20 protein-coding genes are annotated in these 23,516 nt (G+C 68.2%); 9 read left to right on the forward strand and 11 right to left on the reverse strand.

Annotated elements, in window-relative coordinates; genetic code table 11:
• The first annotated feature begins 5 nt into the window (after window positions 1-5).
• From sucD to lpdA, 4 genes are all read left to right on the forward strand, one after another.
• A complete protein-coding gene (gene sucD, locus AC0IY1_RS16350; protein WP_055946209.1) occupies window positions 6-890 on the forward strand; it encodes a succinate--CoA ligase subunit alpha in 885 nt (294 codons plus the stop codon).
• Window positions 891-1,083: 193 nt separating this feature from the next.
• Window positions 1,084-4,056: a 2-oxoglutarate dehydrogenase E1 component gene (locus AC0IY1_RS16355; RefSeq protein ID WP_055946206.1), complete on the forward strand. Its 2,973-nt coding sequence runs from the start codon at window positions 1,084-1,086 to the stop codon at window positions 4,054-4,056.
• A 95-nt stretch (window positions 4,057-4,151) separates the two neighbouring features.
• The gene (odhB, locus tag AC0IY1_RS16360; RefSeq protein ID WP_471770874.1) at window positions 4,152-5,450 is read left to right on the forward strand and encodes a 2-oxoglutarate dehydrogenase complex dihydrolipoyllysine-residue succinyltransferase; all 1,299 of its coding nucleotides are present in this window, start codon (window positions 4,152-4,154) and stop codon (window positions 5,448-5,450) included.
• A 114-nt stretch (window positions 5,451-5,564) separates the two neighbouring features.
• Entirely contained in the window at window positions 5,565-6,965 is a 1,401-nt protein-coding gene (gene lpdA, locus AC0IY1_RS16365; protein ID WP_471770876.1) for a dihydrolipoyl dehydrogenase, read from the forward strand.
• Between the two features lie 105 nt (window positions 6,966-7,070).
• Here the strand turns inward: lpdA and AC0IY1_RS16370 are convergent, their stop codons facing one another.
• Window positions 7,071-7,658 (reverse strand): hypothetical protein, encoded by a 588-nt coding sequence (locus AC0IY1_RS16370; protein ID WP_471770878.1) that lies wholly within the window; start codon window positions 7,656-7,658, stop codon window positions 7,071-7,073.
• Window positions 7,659-7,879: 221 nt separating this feature from the next.
• Here AC0IY1_RS16370 and AC0IY1_RS16375 point away from each other — a divergent pair, with 221 nt between their 5' ends.
• Window positions 7,880-8,167, forward strand: a complete 288-nt coding sequence (locus AC0IY1_RS16375; protein ID WP_055946193.1) for an MTH1187 family thiamine-binding protein — start codon at window positions 7,880-7,882, stop codon at window positions 8,165-8,167.
• A 25-nt stretch (window positions 8,168-8,192) separates the two neighbouring features.
• Here AC0IY1_RS16375 and AC0IY1_RS16380 read toward each other — a convergent pair whose 3' ends face one another.
• Window positions 8,193-8,447: a hypothetical protein gene (locus AC0IY1_RS16380; RefSeq protein WP_471770880.1), complete on the reverse strand. Its 255-nt coding sequence runs from the start codon at window positions 8,445-8,447 to the stop codon at window positions 8,193-8,195.
• A gap of 309 nt (window positions 8,448-8,756) precedes the next feature.
• On the opposite strand from AC0IY1_RS16380, the gene AC0IY1_RS16385 reads away from it, so the two are divergent.
• The gene (locus tag AC0IY1_RS16385) at window positions 8,757-10,232 is read left to right on the forward strand and encodes a sensor domain-containing diguanylate cyclase (RefSeq protein WP_162242023.1); all 1,476 of its coding nucleotides are present in this window, start codon (window positions 8,757-8,759) and stop codon (window positions 10,230-10,232) included.
• Between the two features lie 24 nt (window positions 10,233-10,256).
• Here the strand turns inward: AC0IY1_RS16385 and AC0IY1_RS16390 are convergent, their stop codons facing one another.
• Both AC0IY1_RS16390 and AC0IY1_RS16395 read right to left on the reverse strand, forming a co-directional pair.
• Window positions 10,257-10,769 carry an SRPBCC family protein gene (locus AC0IY1_RS16390; protein ID WP_103709059.1) on the reverse strand — a complete coding sequence of 171 codons (513 nt, stop codon included), beginning with the start codon at window positions 10,767-10,769 and terminating at the stop codon, window positions 10,257-10,259.
• 61 nt (window positions 10,770-10,830) lie between these two features.
• Complete coding sequence (locus AC0IY1_RS16395; RefSeq protein WP_471770883.1) at window positions 10,831-11,778, reverse strand: TAXI family TRAP transporter solute-binding subunit; 948 nt, start codon at window positions 11,776-11,778, stop codon at window positions 10,831-10,833.
• A gap of 252 nt (window positions 11,779-12,030) precedes the next feature.
• Between AC0IY1_RS16395 and AC0IY1_RS16400 the strand changes: the two genes are divergently transcribed.
• Both AC0IY1_RS16400 and AC0IY1_RS16405 read left to right on the forward strand, forming a co-directional pair.
• Window positions 12,031-13,377, forward strand: a complete 1,347-nt coding sequence (locus tag AC0IY1_RS16400; RefSeq protein ID WP_471770885.1) for a PQQ-dependent sugar dehydrogenase — start codon at window positions 12,031-12,033, stop codon at window positions 13,375-13,377.
• A gap of 118 nt (window positions 13,378-13,495) precedes the next feature.
• Complete coding sequence (locus AC0IY1_RS16405) at window positions 13,496-14,491, forward strand: SDR family oxidoreductase (RefSeq protein ID WP_471770887.1); 996 nt, start codon at window positions 13,496-13,498, stop codon at window positions 14,489-14,491.
• Between the two features lie 664 nt (window positions 14,492-15,155).
• Here AC0IY1_RS16405 and AC0IY1_RS16410 read toward each other — a convergent pair.
• The 7 genes from AC0IY1_RS16410 to aptA form a co-directional block, all read right to left on the reverse strand.
• A complete protein-coding gene (locus AC0IY1_RS16410; RefSeq protein WP_471770888.1) occupies window positions 15,156-15,452 on the reverse strand; it encodes a hypothetical protein in 297 nt (98 codons plus the stop codon).
• Window positions 15,453-15,757: 305 nt separating this feature from the next.
• The gene (locus tag AC0IY1_RS16415) at window positions 15,758-16,528 is read right to left on the reverse strand and encodes a hypothetical protein (RefSeq protein ID WP_471770890.1); all 771 of its coding nucleotides are present in this window, start codon (window positions 16,526-16,528) and stop codon (window positions 15,758-15,760) included.
• Between the two features lie 514 nt (window positions 16,529-17,042).
• Entirely contained in the window at window positions 17,043-17,513 is a 471-nt protein-coding gene (locus AC0IY1_RS16420) for a glycosyltransferase (RefSeq protein WP_471770892.1), read from the reverse strand.
• Window positions 17,510-17,953 (reverse strand): glucuronosyltransferase, encoded by a 444-nt coding sequence (locus tag AC0IY1_RS16425; protein ID WP_244477144.1) that lies wholly within the window; start codon window positions 17,951-17,953, stop codon window positions 17,510-17,512. Before AC0IY1_RS16425 ends, AC0IY1_RS16420 begins: the two co-directional genes overlap by 4 nt.
• 14 nt (window positions 17,954-17,967) lie before the next feature.
• Window positions 17,968-19,134 carry a nucleotide sugar dehydrogenase gene (locus AC0IY1_RS16430; protein WP_055946165.1) on the reverse strand — a complete coding sequence of 389 codons (1,167 nt, stop codon included), beginning with the start codon at window positions 19,132-19,134 and terminating at the stop codon, window positions 17,968-17,970.
• Window positions 19,135-19,874: 740 nt separating this feature from the next.
• Window positions 19,875-21,374, reverse strand: a complete 1,500-nt coding sequence (locus tag AC0IY1_RS16435; protein WP_471770894.1) for a CoA-acylating methylmalonate-semialdehyde dehydrogenase — start codon at window positions 21,372-21,374, stop codon at window positions 19,875-19,877.
• 34 nt (window positions 21,375-21,408) lie between these two features.
• The gene (gene aptA, locus AC0IY1_RS16440) at window positions 21,409-22,746 is read right to left on the reverse strand and encodes an omega-aminotransferase AptA (RefSeq protein WP_055946159.1); all 1,338 of its coding nucleotides are present in this window, start codon (window positions 22,744-22,746) and stop codon (window positions 21,409-21,411) included.
• Between the two features lie 180 nt (window positions 22,747-22,926).
• On the opposite strand from aptA, the gene AC0IY1_RS16445 reads away from it, so the two are divergent.
• Entirely contained in the window at window positions 22,927-23,475 is a 549-nt protein-coding gene (locus tag AC0IY1_RS16445) for a cupin domain-containing protein (protein ID WP_055948501.1), read from the forward strand.
• Window positions 23,476-23,516: the final 41 nt, after the last annotated feature.

The following is a 23,516-nucleotide window of genomic DNA, read 5'->3' on the forward strand; positions in this document are numbered from 1 at the left end:
TACCCATGTCCATCCTGATCGACGCGAACACCAAGGTCATCTGCCAGGGCTTCACCGGCAAGAACGGGACCTTCCACTCCGAGCAGGCCATCGCCTACGGCACCAAGATGGTCGGCGGCACCAGCCCGGGGAAGGGCGGCTCCAAGCACCTCAACCTGCCGGTCTTCGACACGGTGGCGGAGGCCCGCGAGGCCACGGGCGCGACGGCATCGGTCGTCTACGTGCCGCCGCCGGGCGCGGCGGACGCGATCTGCGAGGCGATCCAGGCGGAGATCCCGCTCATCGTCTGCATCACGGAAGGGATCCCGGTCCTCGACATGGTGCGCGTCAAGCGCGCCCTGGAGGGCTCGAAGTCCCGGCTCGTCGGGCCGAACTGCCCCGGCATCGTCACCGCCGGCCAGTGCAAGATCGGCATCATGCCGGCCAACATCTTCAAGCCGGGCTCGGTGGGCATCGTCTCCCGCTCCGGCACGCTGACCTACGAGGCCGTGTTCCAGACCACCAATGCGGGCCTCGGCCAGACCACCGCGGTCGGCATCGGCGGCGACCCGGTGAAGGGCACGGAGTTCATCTCCATGCTCGAGCTGTTCCTCGCCGACGACAAGACCGAGTCGATCGTGATGATCGGCGAGATCGGCGGCTCGGCCGAGGAGGAGGCGGCGCAGTTCCTCGCCGACGAGGCCAAGCGCGGCCGCAAGAAGCCCATGGTCGGGTTCATCGCCGGCCGCACGGCGCCTCCGGGCCGCCGCATGGGCCATGCGGGCGCCATCATCTCGGGCGGCAAGGGCGGCGCCGAGGACAAGATCGCCGCAATGGAAGCGGCCGGCATCCGGGTCTCGCCCTCGCCGGCCCGCCTCGGCAGCACCCTCGTCGAGGTCCTGCGCGGCTGACACGCACGGGACGCGGGCCTCGCGTTGTACGAGGTTCAGGTCCGCGACCCCATCTGACGACTGAGCGACGCGAGCCCATCGGGGCCCGCGTCTTTCCCGAGACATCCGATCCCGGCCGCGATCCGCGCGGATGGGGTCGGGCAGGGGGCCTCCCCGGCGGAGGACCCCGCACAGCGGCAGGATGACCCGAACGATGGCACGCCAGGACGCGCTCGAAACCTCGTTCCTCTACGGCGGCAACGCCGCCTATATCGAGGAGCTGCAGGCGTCTTACGCCCGTGATCCGAACTCGGTCGACCCCGAGTGGCAGACGTTCTTCCGGTCCCTGAACGAGGACAAGGGCCTGGCGGAGAAGAACGCGGCCGGCGCCTCGTGGGAGCGGCCGAACTGGCCGATCCACGCCAACGGCGAGATCGTCTCGGCCCTCGACGGCAACTGGGCCACCGTCGAGAAGGCGATGGGCGACAAGATCCGCGCCAAATCCGACACCGCGACGGCCCCGGCCAAGGGGGCCGTCATCGCCTCGGCTCCCGGGATCTCGGTGGAGCAGGCGACGAAGGACTCGGTCCGCGCGATCATGCTGATCCGCGCCTACCGCATGCGCGGCCACCTGCACGCCAAGCTCGATCCCCTCGGCCTCGCCCCCCGCGGCGACCACGAGGAGCTGCATCCGCAGCATTACGGCTTCGAGGAGAAGGACTGGGACCGCCCGATCTTCCTCGACAACGTGCTCGGCCTCGAATTCTCGACCATCCGGGAGATCGTCGAGATCCTGGAGCGCACCTACTGCCAGACGCTCGGCGTCGAGTTCATGCACATCTCCAATCCGGAGGAGAAGGCGTGGATTCAGGAGCGCATCGAGGGCAAGGGCAAGGAGATCACCTTCACCCCCGAGGGCCGGCGCGCGATCCTCAACAAGCTGATCGAGGCGGAGGGCTTCGAGAAGTTCCTCGACCTCAAGTACACCGGCACCAAGCGCTTCGGCCTCGACGGCTCGGAGGCGATGATCCCGGCCCTCGAGCAGATCATCAAGCGCGGCGGCGCGCTCGGTGCCGAGGAGATCGTCGTGGGCATGGCCCACCGCGGCCGGCTCAACGTGCTCACCAACGTGATGGCCAAGCCCTTCCGGGCGGTGTTCAACGAGTTCAAGGGCGGCTCGGCCAACCCGGCCGAAGTCGAGGGCTCCGGCGACGTGAAGTACCATCTCGGTGCCTCGTCGGACCGTGCCTTCGACGGCAACAACGTCCACCTCTCGCTCACCGCCAACCCGTCGCACCTCGAGATCGTCGATCCCGTCGTGCTCGGCAAGGTGCGCGCCAAGCAGGACCAGCGGGCCAAGCCCACGGTGGAGCGCACCCGCGTGGTGCCGCTGCTCATCCACGGCGACGCGGCCTTCGCGGGCCAGGGCGTGGTGGCCGAGTGCCTCGGCCTGTCCGGCCTGAAGGGGCACCGCACCGGCGGCTCGATCCACTTCATCATCAACAACCAGATCGGCTTCACCACCGATCCGCGCTTCTCGCGCTCCTCGCCCTATCCGTCCGACGTGGCGAAGATGGTCGAGGCACCGATCTTCCACTGCAACGGCGACGACCCGGAGGCCGTGACCTTCGCGGCCAAGATCGCGATCGAGTACCGCCAGCGGTTCGGCAAGCCCGTCGTCATCGACATGCTCTGCTACCGCCGCTTCGGCCACAACGAGGGCGACGAGCCGGCCTTCACCCAGCCGAAGATGTACCAGCGCATCCGCAAGCACCCGACCGCGCTGGAGACCTACGGCAAGAAGCTCGTCGCCGAGAGCGTGGTGAGCCAGGAGCAGCTCGACGCGCGCAAGGCCGAGTTCCGCGCCATGCTCGACGCCGAGCTGGAGGTCGCGACGAACTACAAGGCCAACAAGGCCGATTGGCTCGACGGCCGCTGGGCCGGCTTCAAGGCCGTCCGCGAGGACGTGGACGATCCGCGCCGCGGCAAGACCGGCGTGCCGGTGGAGACCCTGCGGGAGATCGCCCAGCGCATCACCACGCCGCCCCCCGGTTTCCACCTGCACCGGACGATCCAGCGCTTCTTCGACAACCGCGCCAAGGCGGTGGACTCGGGCCAGGGCATCGATTGGGCCACCGCCGAGGCGCTGGCCTTCGGCTCGCTCCTCATCGAGGGGAATCGCGTCCGCCTGTCGGGCCAGGACGTGGAGCGCGGCACCTTCTCGCAGCGCCACGCGGTGGTGATCGACCAGGAGAACGAGCAGCGCTACACCTCGCTGAATTCGATCCGCGAGGGCCAGGCCAGCCTGGAGGTCATCAACTCGATGCTCTCCGAGGAGGCGGTGCTCGGCTTCGAGTACGGCTACTCCGCGGCCGAGCCCAACGCCCTGGTGCTGTGGGAGGCGCAGTTCGGCGACTTCGCCAACGGCGCCCAGGTGGTCATCGACCAGTTCATCTCGTCGGGCGAGCGCAAGTGGCTGCGCATGTCGGGCCTGACCCTGCTGCTGCCGCACGGCTACGAGGGCCAGGGCCCGGAGCACTCCTCCGCCCGCCTGGAGCGCTTCCTGCAGATGTGCGCCGAGGACAACATGCAGGTCGCCAACTGCACCACGCCCTCGAACTACTTCCACATCCTGCGGCGCCAGCTGCACCGCGAGTTCCGCAAGCCGCTCATCCTGATGACGCCGAAGTCGCTTCTGCGCCACAAGAAGGCGGTCTCGCCGATCGAGGCCATGGCGGAGGGCTCGAGCTTCCACCGCGTGCTCTGGGACGATGCCGAGCGCGACGAGGACGGCATCAAGCTCGTGAAGGACGACAAGGTCCGGCGCGTCGTGCTGTGCTCGGGCAAGGTCTATTACGACCTCTACGAGGAGCGCGAGAAGCGTGGCGTCAACGACGTCTACCTGATGCGCGTCGAGCAGCTCTACCCGTTCCCCCTGAAGGCCCTGGCCAACGAGATGGCGCGCTTCCGCAACGCCGAGGTGGTGTGGTGCCAGGAGGAGCCGAAGAACATGGGCTCCTGGGCCTTCGTCGAGCCCTACCTCGAATGGGTGCTCGGCCAGGCCCAGTCGCCGGTGAAGCGTGCGCGCTACGTCGGTCGCCCGGCCTCCGCCTCCACGGCGGTGGGCATGCTCTCCAAGCACCAGGCCCAGCTCCAGGCCTTCCTCAACGAGGCGCTGGCGGTCTGACCGCCGGCCCTCTCTCCACGTTACTCGCCCCCACGTTTCGCGATCCGAGGGCGCCGCAGAGCGGCGTCCCAAACCCTCCGGACGGACACTGAACCATGGCAACCGATATCGTCGTCCCGACCCTGGGCGAATCCGTGAGCGAGGCCACCATCGGCCGCTGGTTCAAGAAGCCGGGCGACGCCGTGGCAGCCGATGAGCCCTTGGTGGAACTCGAGACCGACAAGGTCACCCTCGAGGTGAACGCGCCGGCCGCGGGTCAGCTCGGCGAGATCCTGGCCAAGGACGGCGAGACGGTGGAGCCCGGCGCGCTCCTCGGTTCGATCGTCGAGGCCGGGGCCGGCGGGGGCAAGGCCGCGGCGCCGAAGAAGGCCGAGACCAAGTCCGAGACGGAGACCAAGTCCGAGACCAAGGCCGCGGAACCGCCGGCCCAGGACACCTCGGCCGGCTACGGCAACCATGGCGATGGCGCCCCGCCGGCGGCTCGGGAGAGCGGCGATCACGGCCCCGCGGTCGCCAAGATGGCGCGCGAGTCCGGCATCGACCCCGCGACCCTGAACGGCAGCGGCAAGGATGGCCGCGTGACCAAGGGCGACATGCTCGAGGCCACGTCGAAGGCTCCCTCCGCCCCGGCGCCCGCCTCCGCGCGGGAGGCCAAGCCCGCCGCCCCGCGCGCGCCCTCGAAGCCCGACGATGCCGCGCGCGAGGAGCGCGTGCGCATGACCAAGCTGCGCCAGACCATCGCCCGCCGTCTCAAGGACGCGCAGGACAGTGCCGCGATGCTGACGACGTTCAACGACGTCGACATGTCGGCCGTGATGGCGATGCGGAGCCAGTACAAGGACATCTTCGAGAAGAAGCACGGCACCAAGCTCGGCTTCATGGGCTTCTTCACCAAGGCGGTGATCGGCGCCCTCAAGGACGTTCCGGCGGTGAACGCCGAGATCGACGGGCAGGACCTCGTCTACAAGAACTACTACCACATCGGCATCGCCGTCGGCACCGATAAGGGCCTCGTGGTGCCGGTGGTGCGCGACGCCGACGACCTGTCGATCGCCGGCATCGAGAAGAAGATCGCCGGCTTCGGCAAGAAGGCCCGCGAGGGCAAGCTCTCCATCGACGAGATGCAGGGCGGCACCTTCACGATCACCAACGGCGGCATCTACGGCTCGCTGATGTCGACGCCGATCCTCAACGCGCCGCAATCCGGCATCCTCGGCATGCACCGCATCGAGGAGCGCCCCGTGGTGCGCGCCGGCAAGATCGAGGCGCGCCCGATGATGTACCTCGCCCTGTCCTACGATCACCGCATCGTCGACGGGAAGGAGGCCGTGACCTTCCTCGTGCGCGTCAAGGAGGCGCTGGAGGATCCGGCACGCCTCGTGCTCGACCTCTAAGGCCCGGCAGCTGCCGTCCGCCGGCCGCGCTCCCGCGCGGCCGGACGCTTCCGTGCGCTTCGTACTTCGATGGTGGGGCATGACCCGCCGCCCAATCCAGCGAGTCAGATTCCTATGTCCTACGATCTCGTCGTCATCGGCACCGGCCCCGGCGGTTACGTCTGCGCCATTCGCGCCGCCCAGCTCGGCCTCAAGACGGCCGTGGTGGAGAAGCGGGCCTCCCACGGCGGCACCTGCCTCAACGTCGGGTGCATCCCGTCGAAGGCCCTGCTGCACGCCTCCGAAGCGTTCGAAGAGGCGGGCAAGCACTTCGCCGACATGGGCGTGATGGTCAGCGCGCCCGAACTCGACCTCGCGAAGATGATGACGTTCAAGCAGGACGGCGTCGACGGCAACACCAAGGGCGTCGAGTTCCTCCTCAAGAAGAACGGCATCGACGCCTATCGCGGCACCGCGCGCCTCGCCGGTGCCGGCCGCGTCGAGGTGCTGTCCGAGGATGGCGGCAACCAGCTCCTGGAGACGAAGAACGTCGTCATCGCCACGGGCTCGGACGTCACCAAGCTCCCGGGCGTCACCATCGACGAGACCGTCGTCGTCTCCTCCACCGGTGCGCTCACCCTGGAGAAGGTCCCGGGCAAGCTTCTCATCATCGGCGCCGGCGTCATCGGCCTCGAACTCGGCTCGGTCTGGCGCCGCCTCGGCTCCGAGGTCACCGTGGTCGAGTATCTCGACCGGATCCTGCCGGGCATGGACGGCGAAGTCGGCAAGCAGTTCCAGCGCATCCTCGGCAAGCAGGGCATGCAGTTCAAGCTCGCGTCGAAGGTCACGGGCGTCGAGGTCAAGGACGGCGCCGCCACCGTCACGGTGGAGCCCGCCGCCGGCGGCGAGGCCGAGAAGCTGCAGGCCGACGTCGTGCTCGTGGCCATCGGCCGGGTGCCCTACACCGAAGGCCTCGGGCTGGAGACGGTGGGGGTCGGCCTCGACAACAAGGGCCGCATCCAGACGGACAGCCACTACGCCACCAACGTCACCGGCATCTACGCCATCGGCGACGTCATCGCCGGGCCGATGCTGGCCCACAAGGCCGAGGACGAGGGTGTCGCCGTGGCCGAGCTGCTGGCCGGCCAGTCGGGCCACGTGAACTACGGCGTCATCCCGAACGTGGTCTACACCTACCCTGAGGTCGCTTCCGTCGGAAAGTCGGAGGAGGAACTCAAGAAGGACGGCATTGCCTACAACAGCGGCAAGTTCCCCTTCACCGCCAACGGCCGTGCCAAGGTGAACCACACCACGGACGGCTTCGTGAAGATCCTGGCCGACGCCACCACCGACCGTGTCCTCGGCGTCCACATCGTCGGGGCCGATGCCGGCAACCTGATCGCGGAAGTCGCGGTGGCGATGGAGTTCGGCGCCTCGGCCGAGGACGTCGCCCGCACCTGCCACGCCCACCCGACCCTTACCGAGGCGGTCAAGGAAGCCGCCCTCGCGGTCGGCAAGCGCGCGATCCACATCTGAGCCGCAGCGCCTTTCCGAGAACGAAGACGGCCGTCGTGTCACGAGCGGCGGCCGTTCTCGTTGGGGGCATCACGTCCCCGAGCCGCGCCATCGTCGAGAGGGCGGTCAGGGGGCTTGGCAGTCCATCACCTCGGCGGCCTGGGCCACGCTGAGGGCGCGCTCGCGAACCTGCCGCGAGAGGCCCGGCCGCTCGGAGACAGCGGCCGCTTCCCGTTCGAGGCGGACGTTGCAGGCGCAGGACCGATGCCCGGCCGCATCGAAGCAGGCGTCGTGGCGCAGGCAGGCGGCATCGAGATCGTCGGTCGGCGGCAAGCCCTCGCCCCGTTGGCCGGCACCGCAATAATTGCCGTGGAACAGGGCCTTGCCCTCCAGCACCTGCGCGAGATCGGCCCTGGGAAGCGGCGGCTCATCCGGCCGGTCGACCTCGGTCAGGTCGTTGGCCGGGCCACCGGCTCGGTCGGCAGAGCCGCGAAGCGCCCGCGGAATACCGGAGTTCGGGCCGGGCTGGTTCAAGGGCTCGCCGGCACGCCCGTTGGGATCGGCCAGATCGGGGAGTGGCGGTGGCGGTCCCGGGCGCCCCTCCTCCACCTCGACGGCCGGTGCCTCGGTCGCGGCCTGGGCCGGCGCTTCCCAGGCCGTCGACAGCAGCAGAGCGGCGATCGCCGCGGCGAGGGCGCGAAACCTGTCGGTCAAGGCTCGATCGTCTCCTGTCCTCCGGACCTCTCGACAGACGCGCCCCGTGAGGCGCGGAGGGGTCCCCGTCGGTCAGCAGATACGGCGAAGGTGCGGATTCCGTTCCCCCCGCCTTGATCCACCCGCGGCCCCGCGGTGAGAGCCGTCGGCGTCCGGACGTGGTTGACAGGCCGGAGCGCGTGCGACCTCTGACAGCGTCAGCAGGCACCGGGAGACACATCATGAAGGTCGTGGCGGATCTGTGCATCGTTCCGATGGGCGTCGGCCCCTCGGTCTCGCCCTACGTGAAAGAGATCAAGGCGGTCATCGACGCCAGTCCCCTCAATGCCGAGATGCATGCCAACGGGACCAATATCGAGGGCGAACTCAGCGACATCTGCGCCCTCATCGAGGCCTGCGAGGCCAGATTGAGCGAGATCGGCGTTCAGCGGGTCTTCTTCACCATGGCGTTCTCGTCGCGGCGCGACAAGGAACAGTCCATGGCGGACAAGCTGAAGGCCGTTCTCTGAACGGGATCCGCGGCGGCGCGGATCGTCACGGCTTCGCCGGATCCGTCTTCGGTCGATCGAGCTTCTCGCCCGCCACGCATTCCCGCAGGTAGGTCTCGCGGTGCGCGCCCGTGAACGCGTTCTTGTCGGCCTGCGCGGCGCAGACCGCCTCGTCGTGCGCCTGCCCGCTCGCGGGCGGGGCGACGGCCGGTGCCTGGGCCGCGACCTGCGTTGCCAGCCCGAGGGCCGGGCCGGCCAGCCCGAAGGCAAGGAGCAGGATGTGACGATGCCGGGATGCCATGAAGGGTCCTTCCGTCCTGTGCGCCGTCCGGTTCGGTCCGCGTCGCCGGGGCAACGCGGCCGAACGGCCCTTGATCCGCCGGCCCGCCAATCCGCAATGGTCCATCAGCGTACGCATACGCAGGAAACGGAGAAAGAATTAACTGGCTCTCGGTGATGAAAGGACTCTGGCGGCGGTCGTTCTCCTTGCTCACGCCGCGCTGACCGCAGATCAACGATGGATGTCAGGGTGCTGACGATGCCCAAGCGACCCGTCCTGCTGCAGCGATTTCGATGGACGCATTCGGCCCGATGGCTGAGTGCCATCAACTTGCTTTCGATTATCGGTCTCTGCGCCGTCTCCGCCTTCATGCTCTGGCAGATGCGCCTTGATTCGGCCCGGCGCTCGGAGGTGACGTCGCGGAGCCTCGTGCAGGTTCTGGGACGCGATATCGCCCGGAACATCGAGCTCTATGATCTCTCCCTGCGGGCCGTCGTCGATGGCCTGAAGCTTCCCGATCTGGCCCAGGCGGATCCCGAGCTCCGGCAGATGATCCTGTTCGATCGCGCCGCCACGGCCGAGAACTTCGGCCACACCCTGGTGTTCGACCGAGTCGGGAAGCTGATCATCAGCTCGAAATCCCTCGCCCCCGAGCCGCTGAACTACGCCGACCGCGAATATTTCCAGTACCACATCACCCACCCGGGCAACGAGCTGCACATCAGCCAACCCCTGGTTTCGCGCCTCACGGGCAAGCGGGTGCTGATCATCAGCCGGCGCCTGTCGGACCCGGATGGCAGCTTCGCGGGGGTCGTGCTCGGTTCGATCTATCTCGACTACTTCCGCCAGCTGTTCGCCGCCGTCGGTGCCGATCATGCCGGCACCGTCACCCTCTACGGTCCGGGCGGCACGATCGTCATGCGCGAGCCCTACGACGAGGGCGTCATCGGGCGGAGCGTCTCGGCCACGGACAGCTACCGGAAGTTCTTCGATGCACCGGAGGGCCGCTTCACCGGCCCTGCGATGGTCGGCGAGGGCAGCCGCGACTTCGTGTTCACCAAGGTCGGCGACCTGCCGCTTCACCTCAGCATCGCCGTGGCGCCGGAGGAGATCTATGCCGATTGGTGGCACCGCGCCCTGGTCCTCGGGGGGGTGGTGCTGAGCCTGTGCGCCTCCACCATCGTCCTGACCTGGCTGTTCCGCCGCGAGCTGCACCAGCGCAGGGCGGCGGAGCAGGCGGCCCTCGACCTCAACGTCCAGCTCGAGAAGCTGGCCACCACCGATGCCCTGACGGGCCTCGCCAACCGGCGCCGGTTCGACGATGCGCTGGAACGCGAATGGCGCCGTGCGGTCCGCAACCAGCTGCCCCTCTCCCTCATCGTCCTCGATGCCGACTACTTCAAGGGCTTCAACGACCGCTACGGGCACCAGCGGGGCGACGAGGCCCTCCGGCTGATCGCGCGCTCCATCGAGGCCAGCATCGCCAATGCTTCCGACACGGCCTGCCGCATCGGCGGTGAGGAATTCGCCGTGATCCTGCCCGAGACCGACGCGGCGGGGGCGGAGATCGTCGCCCACCGCATCCGCGAGGCCGTGGCGGGCTGGAAGGTCCCGCATGCGAGCAGCCCCCTCGGGGTGCTCACCGTCAGCCTGGGCCTGGCGCAGATCCCCGAAATCCGGGCGGCCGACGCCGCCGCCTTCGTCGAGGCGGTGGACCAGGCGCTCTACGCGGCCAAGGCGAACGGGCGCAACCAGGTCCAGGTGCGGCGCCGGGACAAGGCCGGTCTTCGCCTCGCCGCGGGCTGATCCCGGATCGGGGGTCGCGGGGACCTATCGCGGGCGGGTCGCCGGAGCGCCGAGCTCCCGGGCGATGCCGTCGAGGCCCTGGTCGTAGACGCCCTCGATGTCGGCCCGGGCCTCGGCCTCGCTCATGCCGGCCGGGTCGAAGGTGGCGCTCCACACCACCGTCGCGCCGGTGCCGTTCGGCCGGACCTGCAAGGTGGCATTGTAGGCCGCCACCGGCAGGGGCCCCTCGATGAAGGCGTAGCTGTAGCTCATCCCGGCCTCGTCGCGCCGGGTCTCGGCTTCGACGAGGGTGCCGAGACCTCCGGCGACGACGAGGCGGCGGACGGGCTCGTTGTCCTCCCGGTCGGCGTCGTCCCGGGTCCCGGATGCTTCGCAGGCGACCACCTGCGGGTGCCACAGGGCGATGGAGCAGAAGCCGCCGATGAGCGCCCATACGGCGGCGGCCGGGGCCGGGATGTCGCGGCTGCGCGAGACCTCGATCGCGCTGGCTGGACCGGCGAGGAGCGTGAGGGTGACTCCCAGGATGGCCTGCCGCATGTCATTCCCCCCGTTTCCGCTCAGCGCAACCGGCTGGCGCGAGGGAAGGTTGCGCCTCCGCTCACGGAAGCGCTCCGCTGTCGCGCAGGTAGGCGGCGCTTGCCGGGTGCAGCCAGCCCCGCGGCACGGCGTCGATCAGGTTGCGCGGGTCGCTGTCGCCGCCCTGCGGGTAGATCCGCGCGAGGCTCGCCTGGCTTCGTGCCAGGGCCGCCACGAAGCGTGCCACTTGCGCGCCGTCGATGTCCGGCCGGGCGAGGACGAAGCTCCAGGAGCCGACGGTCTCGATGGGCGCGTGCTGCCCCGCGAAGGCCCCTGCCGGAACGGTGCGGCGGCGGAGGGAGGTTCCGAGCGCCAGGATGCGATCGATCGCATCGGCGGGCGGCCCGAAGAAGCGGGCGCCGCCGGGCGCCTCCGCCAGCGTGCGGAAGCCCGGCCAGCCGAGCCCCGCCCCCCAGAGCGCCGCGGCGCGCCCGTCCTGCACCATGACCGCGCCGTCGCCGGCCCGGTCGAGGAGGATCGGCGCGATGTCGCGGTCGGGGTCGAGGCCTGACCCTGCCAGGACGGTCCGGCCCATGACGGTGAGGCCGGAGGCGTGGGTGCCCAGCACGACGCGCCTGCCGCGCAGGTCCGGCACACCGTGGATCTGGCTGGCGGCCGGGACGACGAAGAGGCCCGGCGAGGCGTTCACCGGCGCGACCACGGTGATCCGCGGCCCCGCCGCGGGCTCGGCCTTGAGGGTGTCATAGGCATAGTCGCCCTGGACCAGGGCGAGATCGACGGAACCGCCCTTCAGGAGACCGACATTTTCGGCCGAGCCCTTGGAGGGCTGCAGGGCGATGGACAGCGCGGGATCGACCGTGCGGAGCGCCTCCGCCAGCGCCTGGCCGAAGGCGGGGAACGAGCCGCCGGGCGTCGCCGTCGCCAGGACGAGCCCGCCGGCCGATCGCGCCCGCCGGGACGGGACCAGCGTTGCCGCCGTGGCCGCGATGAGGAACGAGCGCCTGAGCATGGGTCCATCCGGTGGATCATGGGCCGCGGGAACATGGCCTGCGGGATCGTGGGCCGCCGCGTCCCTGCGGAGATCGCCTCGCGCGTGCAGGGTCGCGATCAGCATTCAAGCGGAGGCGAGGGAGCCTGCGCAAGGGGCTGCCGCAAAGGAACCGCCACCCCTGCCGATGGAGCCAAAACCGGTCTCGGGTGCTTGTTCCGATGAGGCGTGGCCCGCTGGGCCTCGCGCACCATGCCAGCTGACGAGATCATCATGCGGACCCGATCGAAACTCGGCCTCGCGGCCCTGGCCGTCGTTCTCCTCGGCGGCGCGGCCTTCGTGCGCTTCATCGTCTATCCCGAGCAGGCCACGCTCGAGGCCTCGGCCGGACAGGGCGCGAGTCCGACCCTGCCGGCTCCGAACCCGACCCTGATGCCCACCGTAAACATCGCCCGCGTTGCCCGCTGGGAGAATGGCGCCAAGCCGCAGGCCGCGGATGGGCTGCAGGTGGCGGCCTACGCGGATGGTTTCGACCATCCGCGCTGGATGTACCTCCTGCCCAACGGCGACGTGCTGGTGGCCGAGGCCAACAAGCCGCAGACCGACGACCCTTCCACCGGCGTCGCGGATTGGGTGGCCGACAAGGTCAAGAGCCTGGCCGGCGCCGGCGTGAAGAGCCCCGACCGGATCGTCCTGCTGCGGGACGCGAACGGCGACGGGGTCGCCGAGGAACGCCACGTGCTCCTGAAGGACCTGCACTCGCCCTTCGGCATGGCGCTGGTCGGGTCGGACCTCTACGTCGCCAACGCGGATTCGCTGGTGAAGGTGCCCTACCAGGCGGGCCAGACCGAGATCACCGCGACCCCGGAAAAGCTCGTCGACCTGCCGTCCGGCATCAATCACCACTGGACCAAGAACGTCATCGCCAGCCCCGATGGGCAGAAGCTCTACGTGACCGTCGGCTCGAACAGCAATGTCGGCGAGAACGGCCTCGACAAGGAGACCGGCCGCGCGGCGATCTGGGAATACACGATTTCCACCAAGCAGATGCGCGAATACGCTACCGGCCTGCGCAACCCCAACGGCCTCGGTTTCGAGCCGGTGACGGGCAAGCTCTGGACGGCGGTGAACGAGCGCGACGAAATCGGCAGCGACCTCGTGCCCGACTACATCACCTCCGTGCAGGAGGGCGGCTTCTACGGCTGGCCCTACAGCTACTGGGGCAACCACGTCGACGCGCGGGTGGAGCCGCAGAAGCCCGACCTCGTCGCCAAGGCGATCGCGCCGGACTATGCGGTGGGCACCCACACCGCCTCCCTCGGCATCGCGTTCTCGCAGGCGAGCAGCCTGCCGGAGGCCTGGAAGAGCGGCCTGTTCGTCGCGCAGCACGGTTCGTGGAACCGCCGCCCGAAGAGCGGCTACAAGGTGATCTACGTGCCCTTCAAGGACGGTAAGCCCACCGGTCAGCCGGTCGATGCGCTGACCGGCTTCCTCAACGCCGACGAGAAGGCCCAGGGACGTCCCGTCGGCGTCATCCTCGACAAGACCGGCGCCCTGCTGGTCTCGGACGATGTCGGCAAGACGATCTGGCGGGTGAGCGCCTCCACCCGGACCCAGTAGGCACTTCCCCTCCGATCGCCGACCCCGGTCCGCCCCCAATGACGGGCGGCCGGGCCGCGGGTCTCCCAGGGGGCGGCGATCGTCCAGCCCGCCGTCTCGATGAGCAGCGAAAGTCCTGATGACAGAGACCAAGACCGATCCCTCGCGGCGCGCCCTCGTCGGGGGCCTCTCCGCCGGCATGGTGGCCGTCCTGGGAAGTTCTGCGGGCGCCCAGGAGCAGGTCGCGCAGACCGATACCGCTCCGAATCCGGCGCGCAGCTATCCGAAGCCCCCCTTCGAGAAGCAGCAGCAGGCGTGGCCGGGGCTGGCGAGCCGGATGGTGCCGCGCCCGGACCATGGTGAGACCAGCTACAAGGGGTCCGGACGTCTCGCCGGCCGTAAGGCGCTGATCACCGGCGGCGATTCGGGCATCGGCCGAGCCGCGGCCATCGCCTATGCCCGCGAGGGCGCGGACGTGGCCATCAATTACCTGCCGGCCGAGGAGCCGGATGCGGCCGAGGTGGTGGCGCTCATCCGGCAGGCCGGACGCAAGGCGGTGGCGCTACCGGGCGACATCCGCGAGGAGGCCTTCTGCCAGCGCCTGGTGGCGGATGCGGCGCGCGAACTCGGTGGCCTCGACATCCTCGTCAACAACGCGGTCTATCAGAAGTCCCAGGTCTCGATCCTCGACATCACCACCGAGCAACTCGACCAGACCTTCCGGACCAATGTGTACGCGATGTTCTGGATCACCAAAGCCGCTCTCGCGCATCTCGGGCCCGGCGCGGCGATCATCAACACGGCCTCGGTCAACGCCTATGAGCCTTCCGAGACCCTGCTCGACTACGCCGCCACCAAGGCGGCGATCGTGAATTTCTCGAAGGGTCTCGCCAAGCAACTGGCGGAGAGCGGCATCCGGGTGAATGCGGTCGCGCCGGGACCCTTCTGGACGCCGCTCCAGGTCTGCGGCGGGCAGCCGCCGGAGAAGCTGCCGAATTTCGGCAAGGACACGCCGATCGGGCGGCCGGGGCAGCCGGCCGAACTCGCGGGCATCTACGTCCTGCTCGCCTCCAACGAGGCAAGCTACTCCACGGGCCAGGTCTTCGGCGCCGTCGGTGGGCGCGGCGGCCCCTGAAGGCAGGAGACGCGCGGCCGGCGGGCTGAACATCCCGCCGCGCCCGCCGGTCGGCGTCGGACCCGGCGCGAGAGGGCCGGCTCGGTGGCTTCGATCCGCGAAGAGGCTGATGAGCCCGAACCCCGCGCGGCCAGTTCGCCGTGCCCCCCCTTCGACAACGCCTTTATTCCGAACCGGTGATGCCGCTTCGGTGCCGAGGTCGCGCGCCTCATCTCCGACGCGCGTCGCGTCAGGAGCCTGGGCGCCGCCGACCCTCGCGGCCGCGTCGGCGCTGCCATGGAGGCGGACGGAGACAGCGATGCCCAGAGCACGGGAGCGGCCTCCGCTGGGTGATCGACCGACGCGTTGAGGACGATGCAGATCCACGCGGCCCTGCCAGCGATGGTCGCTGCCTGGAGCCGGCAAAATTCTGATTGCGACAGGCCTCAGGATGGCCTCTCGGCTCCTGTGATCCGGGTGGATCCTCCGCCGCGAATGGCTCACGAGACATCCGCGCTGGTCTGGGCGCCGATGGCAGTCTCTTGGCGGCCCGCGAGGCTCAGCCGTCAGTCAGTGCGCGATGGCCGATGCGTCGTTGCGGCGCCGACGTCCCAGGTGGAAAATGGCTGCGCCACGCGCGTCGTATCGGTGCTTCGTCGGAGGGGGCGGTGCAATCCGAAGAATGCTACGCGAGCACCGGAGGTGCGCTTTGAAAATCACCCGATGCTTGCTGAACGTGGCGATAGGGCTTCTGCTTGGTCTTGTCCCGGCGAGCGCCCAACTCAACATGCGCAAATTCCTCGAAGGGCACTGGGTGGGAGAGGATCTTCAGATCCGGGTCGATCAAGATGCCGTTCAGGCGAACGACAATCCGGACAAGCCCTTCGAATGGAGTCCGCTGGTCATCAAGAACGTGACGGGCGGGATGATCGTCTTTCAGATCGGAGCCCGCCAGTACATCGGCCTGATAGAGGGTCAGCAAATGACGGTCACGATTTCAGGGTCCAGTCGCTCGTACGTCTTGACCAAGGATCCCAAGCCGTGAAGCGGCCAGCACGGTGCGCAGGGTGGCCCATCGTCTGATCGGGCGGCGGGAGCTTGGCGCGAGGCTCCGCATCGCAGCTGCTGCGGCCGTGGCCCGCTTCGGTCTGCAGGTGGTGCGACATGCGCCGGCACCGCCCTTCGATGGCAGGCGGTGTCGCGAAGGGAGCGGCGCCGCGGATGCATGGCCATCGGCTGACGGGGCGCTTGGCACAGCCAAGCGCTGAATGACCGAGACGAGCGTCCCTAACCCACCGCGCCCTCGACGACGTCCGCGAAGCTCGCGGTCAAGCCCTCACAGCCCGGGCACCAGGGGGAGCGGTACAGACCGTAGGCGAAGAAGCACCCGGCGAAGTTGGCGTAGCCGGTCGGGCCGGCATAATCGACGATCAGCCTGTCATCGACCTTCACCTTCAGCAGTCCCTCGCCACCCGCCCCATCCACGAAGTCGATGACGAAGGCGTAGGGGCGATCCCGTTTCAAGGGGAGCAGCGCCTTCGGTCCCAGATCGATGTGACGGCCTTGCTCCTGCGACCCTGCTGTCGGGAAGGTTGTCAAATCGACGTAGAACACCTCTTCCCGGGAGTTCCGAGCCCTGGGCTTCATGCCGATCGCGAAGGGTGGATTGCGCCAGCGCTCACCGGGGCTGGGCCGTGAATTGTACTGGCAGATCCCGCACCAATCGTGCGTCATCAGCAGGCCCGGGTGAACGGTGATCGTGAAGCTCGCCCGCATCAATTTGCCCGGAGGCCGAACATCCGCCTTGCTGACGTCGAACACCGCCATTGCCCGGGCCGGTGCGTCCTTCACCCGTCCCGCATACTGACGCGCCTCACCCGCTGACAAATCGCCCTTCTGGATGCTGAAGGTTCGAACCCTCCGGCCGTTGAGCACCCTGTCCGTGCACACCCCGCCTGTGACCGGGTGGTCGTGTCGCCAGGCCGGCAACATGAACCGTACAGCGTGTCCATCCTCACTGATGCGCTGGCCGTCGGTGTGCTCGATGATGTCGGTCATGGCGCCTCGCTCTGCGTTGCTGTGAGATCAGGACACCATCGCTGGACTTGCCGTCGGCCCTATCGCTGAGTCGGCGACCGGGTGCCGTGGCTGCCGCCGATCCCGTGGTCGCTCGCCGCGCCTTGGTTGGTCCCCGCGGCTCGCCCCCCGCGTGTCCGCTTCGCCCTCATCGAGCCGGGCGTCGGGTGAACAGACGAGCGCGTTTCGTGATGGCGGCATCCTCGCGAGATCGGAAGGCTCCCGGACACCCGGCATAGCCCAACTTATGCGACCCATGTCCCGGTGGCTCAACGCCCAAGTGAGCATCCGGGTGCCATATCCTTGCCGCGCCTCACCTCTGTCGACAGGGTCGACCGGCCGACGTTTTCTTTGACGCGACCGCGGGGAGGGCCATCGAAGACCGATCCCCCACCGTCACGAACCCCCTCGGCACTCCGGAGCGTCATGGAAACCCGAGGCCCACCGTCCGCGCCGCCATCACACGCATCGGGATCAACGCGGAGGGCGCCCGCCGCTAGGCGACCAGGTTCCGCACGAAGCCGACGAGTTGGCCCCGACGCTCCAGCATGTCGTTCGTGACCAGAGCGGGCTCAAGATCCCGGGACAGCAGCGATCGAAGTTCCTCCTCGGTTTCAGCGGCGTGGATGCCGATTCGCGAGCGGAGCTGGGAGACGGTCGCAAGCTGGTGATCGTTCCGATGCTCGCCGAGCGCCGCTTTCCGCGGAACGATGATGATGGGTTTGCGATACTTATACGCCTTCAACACCGTGCCCATGCCGGCGTGCGCGACGAGGACGTCGCACTTTTTCACATAGTCATCGAATTCGATTGGCGAGTAGTTGGCTGCCGCCTGAATATTCCGACACGTGTAAGTTCCCACCCCTGTCTGAGCCATTACCGGCTTTCCGAGGTCCGGAGCGATGTCGTCCATCATCTTGATCAGACGGTCGAACGGCAGCTGGGTGCCGACTGTTACGATAATCACAGCAGCTCACCGCGATAGAAGGGACCCTTCGGCGTGGCCAAGTGTTTCCACTGCGTCAGCCATTCGTGCACGATGTAGCCTGCGATCTTTCCCGACATGGAAAGCTTCTCGACATTGGCGAAGCTGTCGATCCAGATCGTCTTGGCGCCGGTCAAGCGGCCGAGGACAAGACAGATCAGCCCAGGCGCCGCTCCGGTGGAGATGATGACGTTGGGCCGGACGTTCCGGATGATCTTGATGCACTGCCAAACGCAGGTGAGCGTATCGCCGGGACGATTCCGATTGCAGTCCTTGACCACGAATCCCTGGCGATTGGCCTGCTTGAGCAGATCCTGCGTCGTGGTCACAAACACGGCGTCCTTATCGTCGAACGCCTCCGCCACGATCTGCAATTGCTCCCAGTGACCGCCCATCGAGGCGACCGCCAAAACTTTCGTCACGATTTGCGTTCCTCTCAATCGTTGCCAAAGAGATCGCGCGTGTAGACCTTGGCTTCGACATCGACGAGGTCGGACGACAGACGGTTGGCAACGATAATATCTGACATTGCTTTGAACTGGGCCAAGTCATTGACCACAGGCGAGTTGAAGAACGTCTCGTCCGCCATGGCCGGCTCGTAGACGATGACGGAGATACCTTTCGCCTTGATACGTTTCATGACGCCCTGGACGGACGAGTCTCGGAAATTATCCGATCCATGTTTCATCGTAAGGCGATGGATCCCAACAGTCTTCGGCTTGCGCGCCAGAATATCGCTTGCGATGAAATCCTTGCGGGTCGAGTTCGCGTCGACAATCGCGCGCATCAGGTTTTGCGGGACGTTGGTATAATTGGCCAGCAGTTGCTTGGTGTCTTTCGGGAGGCAGTAGCCGCCGTAGCCGAACGACGGATTGTTGTAGTGGCCGCCGATCCTTGGATCCAGGCTGACCCCACCAATGATCTCGCGCGAATTCAGGCCGTGCTGGGCGGCGTACGTATCGAGTTCGTTGAAGAATGCCACGCGCATGGCAAGATAAGTATTCGAGAAGAGTTTGATTGCCTCGGCTTCACTCGAATTCGTGAAGAGAACGTCGGCGTCCTTCTTGATCGCACCTTCGCCCAGCAATTCGGCGAATTTCTCCGCGCGCCTAGAATGCTCGCCAATAATGATGCGTGACGGATAGAGGTTGTCATAGAGCGCCCTGCCTTCCCGAAGAAACTCCGGAGAAAACATGATGTTGCTCGTGTTGAAACGTTCGCGGGCCGAGGCCGTGAAGCCGACCGGAACCGTGGACTTGATCACGATTGCGGCGTTCTGGTTGACGGCCAGTACATCGCTGATTGCTGAATCGACGTGCTGGGTGTCGAAGTAGTTGGTTTCTGGATTGTAGTTGGTCGGCGTCGCAATGATCACGTAATCGGCATTATTATAGGCTTCTGTTCGATCGCCAGTTGCTTTCAAGCCTAGGCTGCGATTCGCCAGATAGTCCTCGACCTCGGTGTCCACGATGGGAGAGGTCTTTTGATTCAACATTTCAACCTTGGATGGAACGACATCGAAGGCGACAACATCATTGTGCTGAGCTAGGAGAATGGCATTTGAAATACCGACATATCCAAGACCCGCGACGGCCACCTTCATCAGGCTCACCTTCCAATTCGTTCCAGCAAGCGCGATCAATAGTTTATTGCGCCGCAATACTCAAGCGCGGGGCCTTCGGAGAGCGTCCTGCTCCCCTCTCGTCACGCCTTCTCCCGGCAGTCTCGGCGTGAGGTGTGGCAGGGCGTGAGCAGGCGGATGAGGCACCGCGATCTGTTTCGCGAATGCCTCTTCGCGTACGGAGAGGCGGGTCCGCGCACAACCGCCACGCGGGCCATGCCGCGTCCCGGTAGCGGGCGATCTGCAGGGTTGGAGGCAGGCCTGAACGCGTGCGCGTTGCGCGTCGAAACGGAATGCTCCGCCTCGTCGCTGAGACGCCTGACGCGCCGCTGCGGTGGGGGCTTTGCCGGCAGATCGCGGACCGAATACCCTGGCTGGTCGGTGGCGCCCTGACGGCGCGAGGTGCTTATGCAGGATGTCAGGGATCGCACGGGCGGCGTCGCGGCCGATCCCATCCGGCATCGACCGCGAAGCTGAGGCCGGCACCGCGCCCGTGTGTCCGTATCCGGCGGCTTTGCGCTTGGCCGACCGTCCCGCTTAGCCCGGTTCGGAGCTGGCCGGTCCGGATCCCACTGCCGGAGCGCACCGGCACCCGCGCGGCCTCTCCGCCAGGCCTGCACCCTGACGGACGGGGTTCGCGCCGCGCCGGCCACCCGGACTGCCTGCAGCGGAGACGAGGACTCCGGACGCGTTCTCGGGGCGGGGCGACGGCTCCCGGCCCACTACTCCATGGTGGGCATGACGAAGTCGGCGCCGGCGCGGATGCCGGTGGGCCAGCGCGTGGTGATGGTCTTGAGGCGGGTGTAGAAGCGCACGCCCTCGGGGCCGTGCATGTGGTGGTCGCCGAACAGCGACGCCTTCCAGCCGCCGAAGGAGTGGAACGCCATCGGCACCGGGATCGGCACGTTGATGCCCACCATGCCGACCTCGATCCCGTGCGCGAACTCGCGCGCGGCATCCCCGTCCCGGGTGAAGATCGCCGTGCCGTTGCCGAACTCGTGCGCGTTGATCAGGCGTGCGGCCGTGGCGTAGTCCGGAGCCCGGGTGATCGCCAGGACGGGGCCGAAGATCTCCTCCCGGTAGATCGACATCTCCGGTGTGACCCGGTCGAACAGGGTGCCGCCGAGGAAGTAGCCGCCCTCGTAGCCCTGCAGGCTCAGGCCGCGCCCGTCCACGAGGAGCTCGGCGCCCTCGGCCACCCCGGCATCGATGTAGCCGCTGACCTTGTCGCGATGAACCTGCGTCACGAGGGGGCCCATCTCCGACTCAGGATCGGTGCCAGGCCCGACCTTGAGGGCCCGCACCTTCGGGATCAGCCGGGCCACCAGGGCGTCGGCGGTCTTCTCGCCCACGGGGACGGCCACCGAGATCGCCATGCAGCGCTCGCCGGCGGAGCCGTAGGCCGCGCCCATCAGCGCATCCACCGCCTGGTCCAGGTCGGCGTCCGGCATGACGATCATGTGGTTTTTGGCGCCGCCCAGGCACTGGGCGCGCTTACCCTGGGCGGTGGCGGTGGCATAGATGTATCGGGCGATCGGGGTCGAGCCGACGAAGCTTACCGCCGCGATGTCGGGGTGATGCAGCAGGGCGTCGACCGCCTCCTTGTCGCCGTGGACCACGCTGAAGACGCCGTCGGGCAGACCCGCCTCCTTGAGCCAGGCCGCCACCAGCAGGGCGGGCGAGGGGTCGCGCTCGGAGGGCTTCAGCACGAAGCAGTTGCCGCAGGCCAGCGCCACCGGGAACATCCACATCGGCACCATGACGGGGAAGTTGAACGGCGTGATGCCCGCCACCACGCCGAGGGGCTGGCGCAGGGAATGGCTGTCGACGCGGGTGCCGACGTTCTCGGTGACCTCGCCCTTGAGGAGCTGCGGGATGCCGGTGGCGAACTCCACCACCTCCAGCCCGCGCTGGATCTCGCCGCGGGCGTCGGACAGCACCTTGCCGTGCTCGGCGGTGATGAGGGCGGCGAGCTCGTCGGTGCGGTCCTCCGCGATGCGCAGGAAGGCGTTGAGGATGCGGGCGCGGCGCAAGGGAGGCGTCAACGCCCAGTCGCGGGCGACCGCCTTGGCGGCGGCCACCGCCGTGTCGACGTCCGCCGGGCTGGCCAGCGCGACCCGGCCGGTCTCCTCGCCGGTGGCCGGGTTGAAGACGGGGGCGGAGCGCGTCGCCGTGCCGGCGGCGAGCCGGCCGCCGATGAAGTGATGAATCGCGGTGGGCATCGGGGATCCTGACGGACAGAGAGGCGAGAAGCGTTCAGGCGGCGCGGGCGATGGCGTCGCCGAGGATCGACGCCATGGTGTCGATCTGGTCGCGCTCGACGATGAGCGGCGGCGACAGGGCGACGATGTCGCCGGTGACGCGCACGAGCAGGCCGCGTTCGAAGCAGTCGACGAAGACGTCGTAGGCCCGTGCGCCGGGCGCGCCCGGTCGCGGCGCCAGCTCGATGCCGGCGACGAGGCCGATGGTGCGGATGTCGATGACGTGCGCCGCGCCGCGCAGGTCGTGCATGGCGCCGGCCCAGTCCTCGGCAAGCTCCGCTCCGCGGGTGAGCAGGCCCTCCTGGGCGTAGATGTCGAGGGTGGCGAGGCCCGCCGCGCAGGCCACCGGGTGACCCGAATAGGTGTAGCCGTGGAACAGCTCGATCACCGCCTCGGGGCCGTGCATGAGCGCGTCGTGAATGCGGCGCGCGCAGAAGACCGCGCCCATCGGCAGGGTGCCGTTGGTGAGGCCCTTGGCGGTGGTGACGAGATCGGGGACCACGCCGAAATAATCGGTGGCGAAGGGGGTGCCGAGGCGGCCGAACCCGGTGATGACCTCGTCGAAGATCAGCAGGATGCCGTGCCGGTCGCAGATCGCGCGCAGGCGCTCGAGGTAGCCCGTCGGGGGCAGCAGGACGCCGGTGGAGCCGGCCACCGGCTCGACGATGCAGGCCGCGATGGTCTCGGCCCCGTGAAGGGCGACGAGGCGCTCGAGGTCGTCGGCGAGCTCGGCCCCGTGCGCGGGCAGGCCCTTCGAGAAGGCGTTGCGCTCGGGGTCATGCGTGTGGCGCAGATGGTCGACGCCCGGCAGCAGCGGGAAGACGCGGCGGTTGTTGACGAGACCGCCCACCGAGATGCCGCCGAAGCCGACGCCGTGATAGCCGCGCTCGCGCCCGATCAGCTTGGTGCGCGTGCCCTGGCCGATGGCGCGCTGATAGGCGAGCGCGATCTTCAGGGCGGTGTCCACGGATTCGGAGCCGGAGCCGGTGAAGAACACCCGGTCGAGGCCGGCCTCCGGGCCGCCCGGCGCGATGGCCGCGAGGCGCTCGGCGAAGTCGAACGCCGCCGGATGGCCCATCTGGAACGAGGGCGCGAAGTCGAGGGTGGTGAGCTGGCGCTCGACCGCCGAGGCGATGCCCTGGCGCCCATGCCCGGCATTCACGCACCACAGGCCGGCGGTGCCGTCGAGGACGCTGCGCCCGTCCGTGGCCGTGTAGTGCATGCCCTTGGCCGAGGCGAGCAGGCGGGGCGCCGCCTTGAACTGCCGGTTGGCCGTGAACGGCATCCAGTAGGCGTCGAGCCCGGGGGCATTGGCGGCGTGGTGGTGATCCATGGCGATCCTCCCGTGGGGACGTCTATGGACCCGGAGGAGGCGCTGATTGCGTGGAACGAACAAGTCCTTTTCTTCTCCGCGCGATCTCCTTGAAAAGATGGGACCTCCGGGGGCAATGTCGGTGAATCCTGAACATCCCTAACAGGGCGGTCCGCCCGAGGGGCGACTCCGAGGGGTATGATGAGCGTCGATCTCGGTGCGCGCCTGCGCACCATCCGCACCCTGCACGGCCTGTCGCAGCGCGCGCTCGCCAAGCGCACCGGCGTCCCGAACTCGACGATCTCGCTCATCGAATCGAACGGCGTGAACCCTTCGGTCGGCGCCCTCAAGCGCATCCTCGACGGCATTCCCATCGGCCTGTCCGAGTTCTTCGCCGTGGAGCCGGAGCGTCCGCGCAAGGCGTTCTACCGGGCCGATGAACTCACCGAGATCGGCAAGGGACCGATCTCCTACCGGCAGGTGGGCGACAACCTGTTCGGCCGCGGCCTGCAGCTGTTGAAGGAGCGCTACGAGCCCGGTGCCGATACCGGCCGGGTGCTCCTGGTCCACGAGGGCGAGGAGGGCGGCATCGTCCTGTCGGGCCGCCTGGAGGTGACGGTGGATGCCGAGCGCCGCATCCTCGGTCCGGGCGACGCCTATTCCTTCGAGAGCCGCCGCCCGCATCGCTTCCGCTGCGTCGGCCCCGTCGCCTGCGAAGTCGTCAGCGCCTGCACGCCGCCGACCTTCTGAGACGCGGCCCCCGCGCGCCCCTCCTGCGTCACGGTGCTGGC

It is taken from the genome of Methylobacterium sp. AC690 (assembly GCF_979256535.1).

Bases quoted from the DNA above. Each gene is read 5' to 3' on its own strand.
- lpdA (WP_471770876.1), top strand. From the start codon at position 5,565: ATGTCCTACGATCTCGTCGTCATCGGCACCGGCCCCGGCGGTTACGTC.
- AC0IY1_RS16405 (WP_471770887.1), top strand. From the start codon at position 13,496: ATGACAGAGACCAAGACCGATCCCTCGCGGCGCGCCCTCGTCGGGGGC.
- AC0IY1_RS16355 (WP_055946206.1), top strand. From the start codon at position 1,084: ATGGCACGCCAGGACGCGCTCGAAACCTCGTTCCTCTACGGCGGCAAC.
- AC0IY1_RS16400 (WP_471770885.1), top strand. From the start codon at position 12,031: ATGCGGACCCGATCGAAACTCGGCCTCGCGGCCCTGGCCGTCGTTCTC.
- sucD (WP_055946209.1), top strand. From the start codon at position 6: ATGTCCATCCTGATCGACGCGAACACCAAGGTCATCTGCCAGGGCTTC.
- AC0IY1_RS16375 (WP_055946193.1), top strand. From the start codon at position 7,880: ATGAAGGTCGTGGCGGATCTGTGCATCGTTCCGATGGGCGTCGGCCCC.
- AC0IY1_RS16390 (WP_103709059.1), bottom strand. From the start codon at position 10,769: ATGCGGCAGGCCATCCTGGGAGTCACCCTCACGCTCCTCGCCGGTCCA.
- AC0IY1_RS16430 (WP_055946165.1), bottom strand. From the start codon at position 19,134: ATGAAGGTGGCCGTCGCGGGTCTTGGATATGTCGGTATTTCAAATGCC.
- AC0IY1_RS16380 (WP_471770880.1), bottom strand. From the start codon at position 8,447: ATGGCATCCCGGCATCGTCACATCCTGCTCCTTGCCTTCGGGCTGGCC.
- odhB (WP_471770874.1), top strand. From the start codon at position 4,152: ATGGCAACCGATATCGTCGTCCCGACCCTGGGCGAATCCGTGAGCGAG.
- AC0IY1_RS16435 (WP_471770894.1), bottom strand. From the start codon at position 21,374: ATGCCCACCGCGATTCATCACTTCATCGGCGGCCGGCTCGCCGCCGGC.
- AC0IY1_RS16445 (WP_055948501.1), top strand. From the start codon at position 22,927: ATGAGCGTCGATCTCGGTGCGCGCCTGCGCACCATCCGCACCCTGCAC.
- AC0IY1_RS16395 (WP_471770883.1), bottom strand. From the start codon at position 11,778: ATGCTCAGGCGCTCGTTCCTCATCGCGGCCACGGCGGCAACGCTGGTC.
- AC0IY1_RS16415 (WP_471770890.1), bottom strand. From the start codon at position 16,528: ATGACCGACATCATCGAGCACACCGACGGCCAGCGCATCAGTGAGGAT.
- aptA (WP_055946159.1), bottom strand. From the start codon at position 22,746: ATGGATCACCACCACGCCGCCAATGCCCCCGGGCTCGACGCCTACTGG.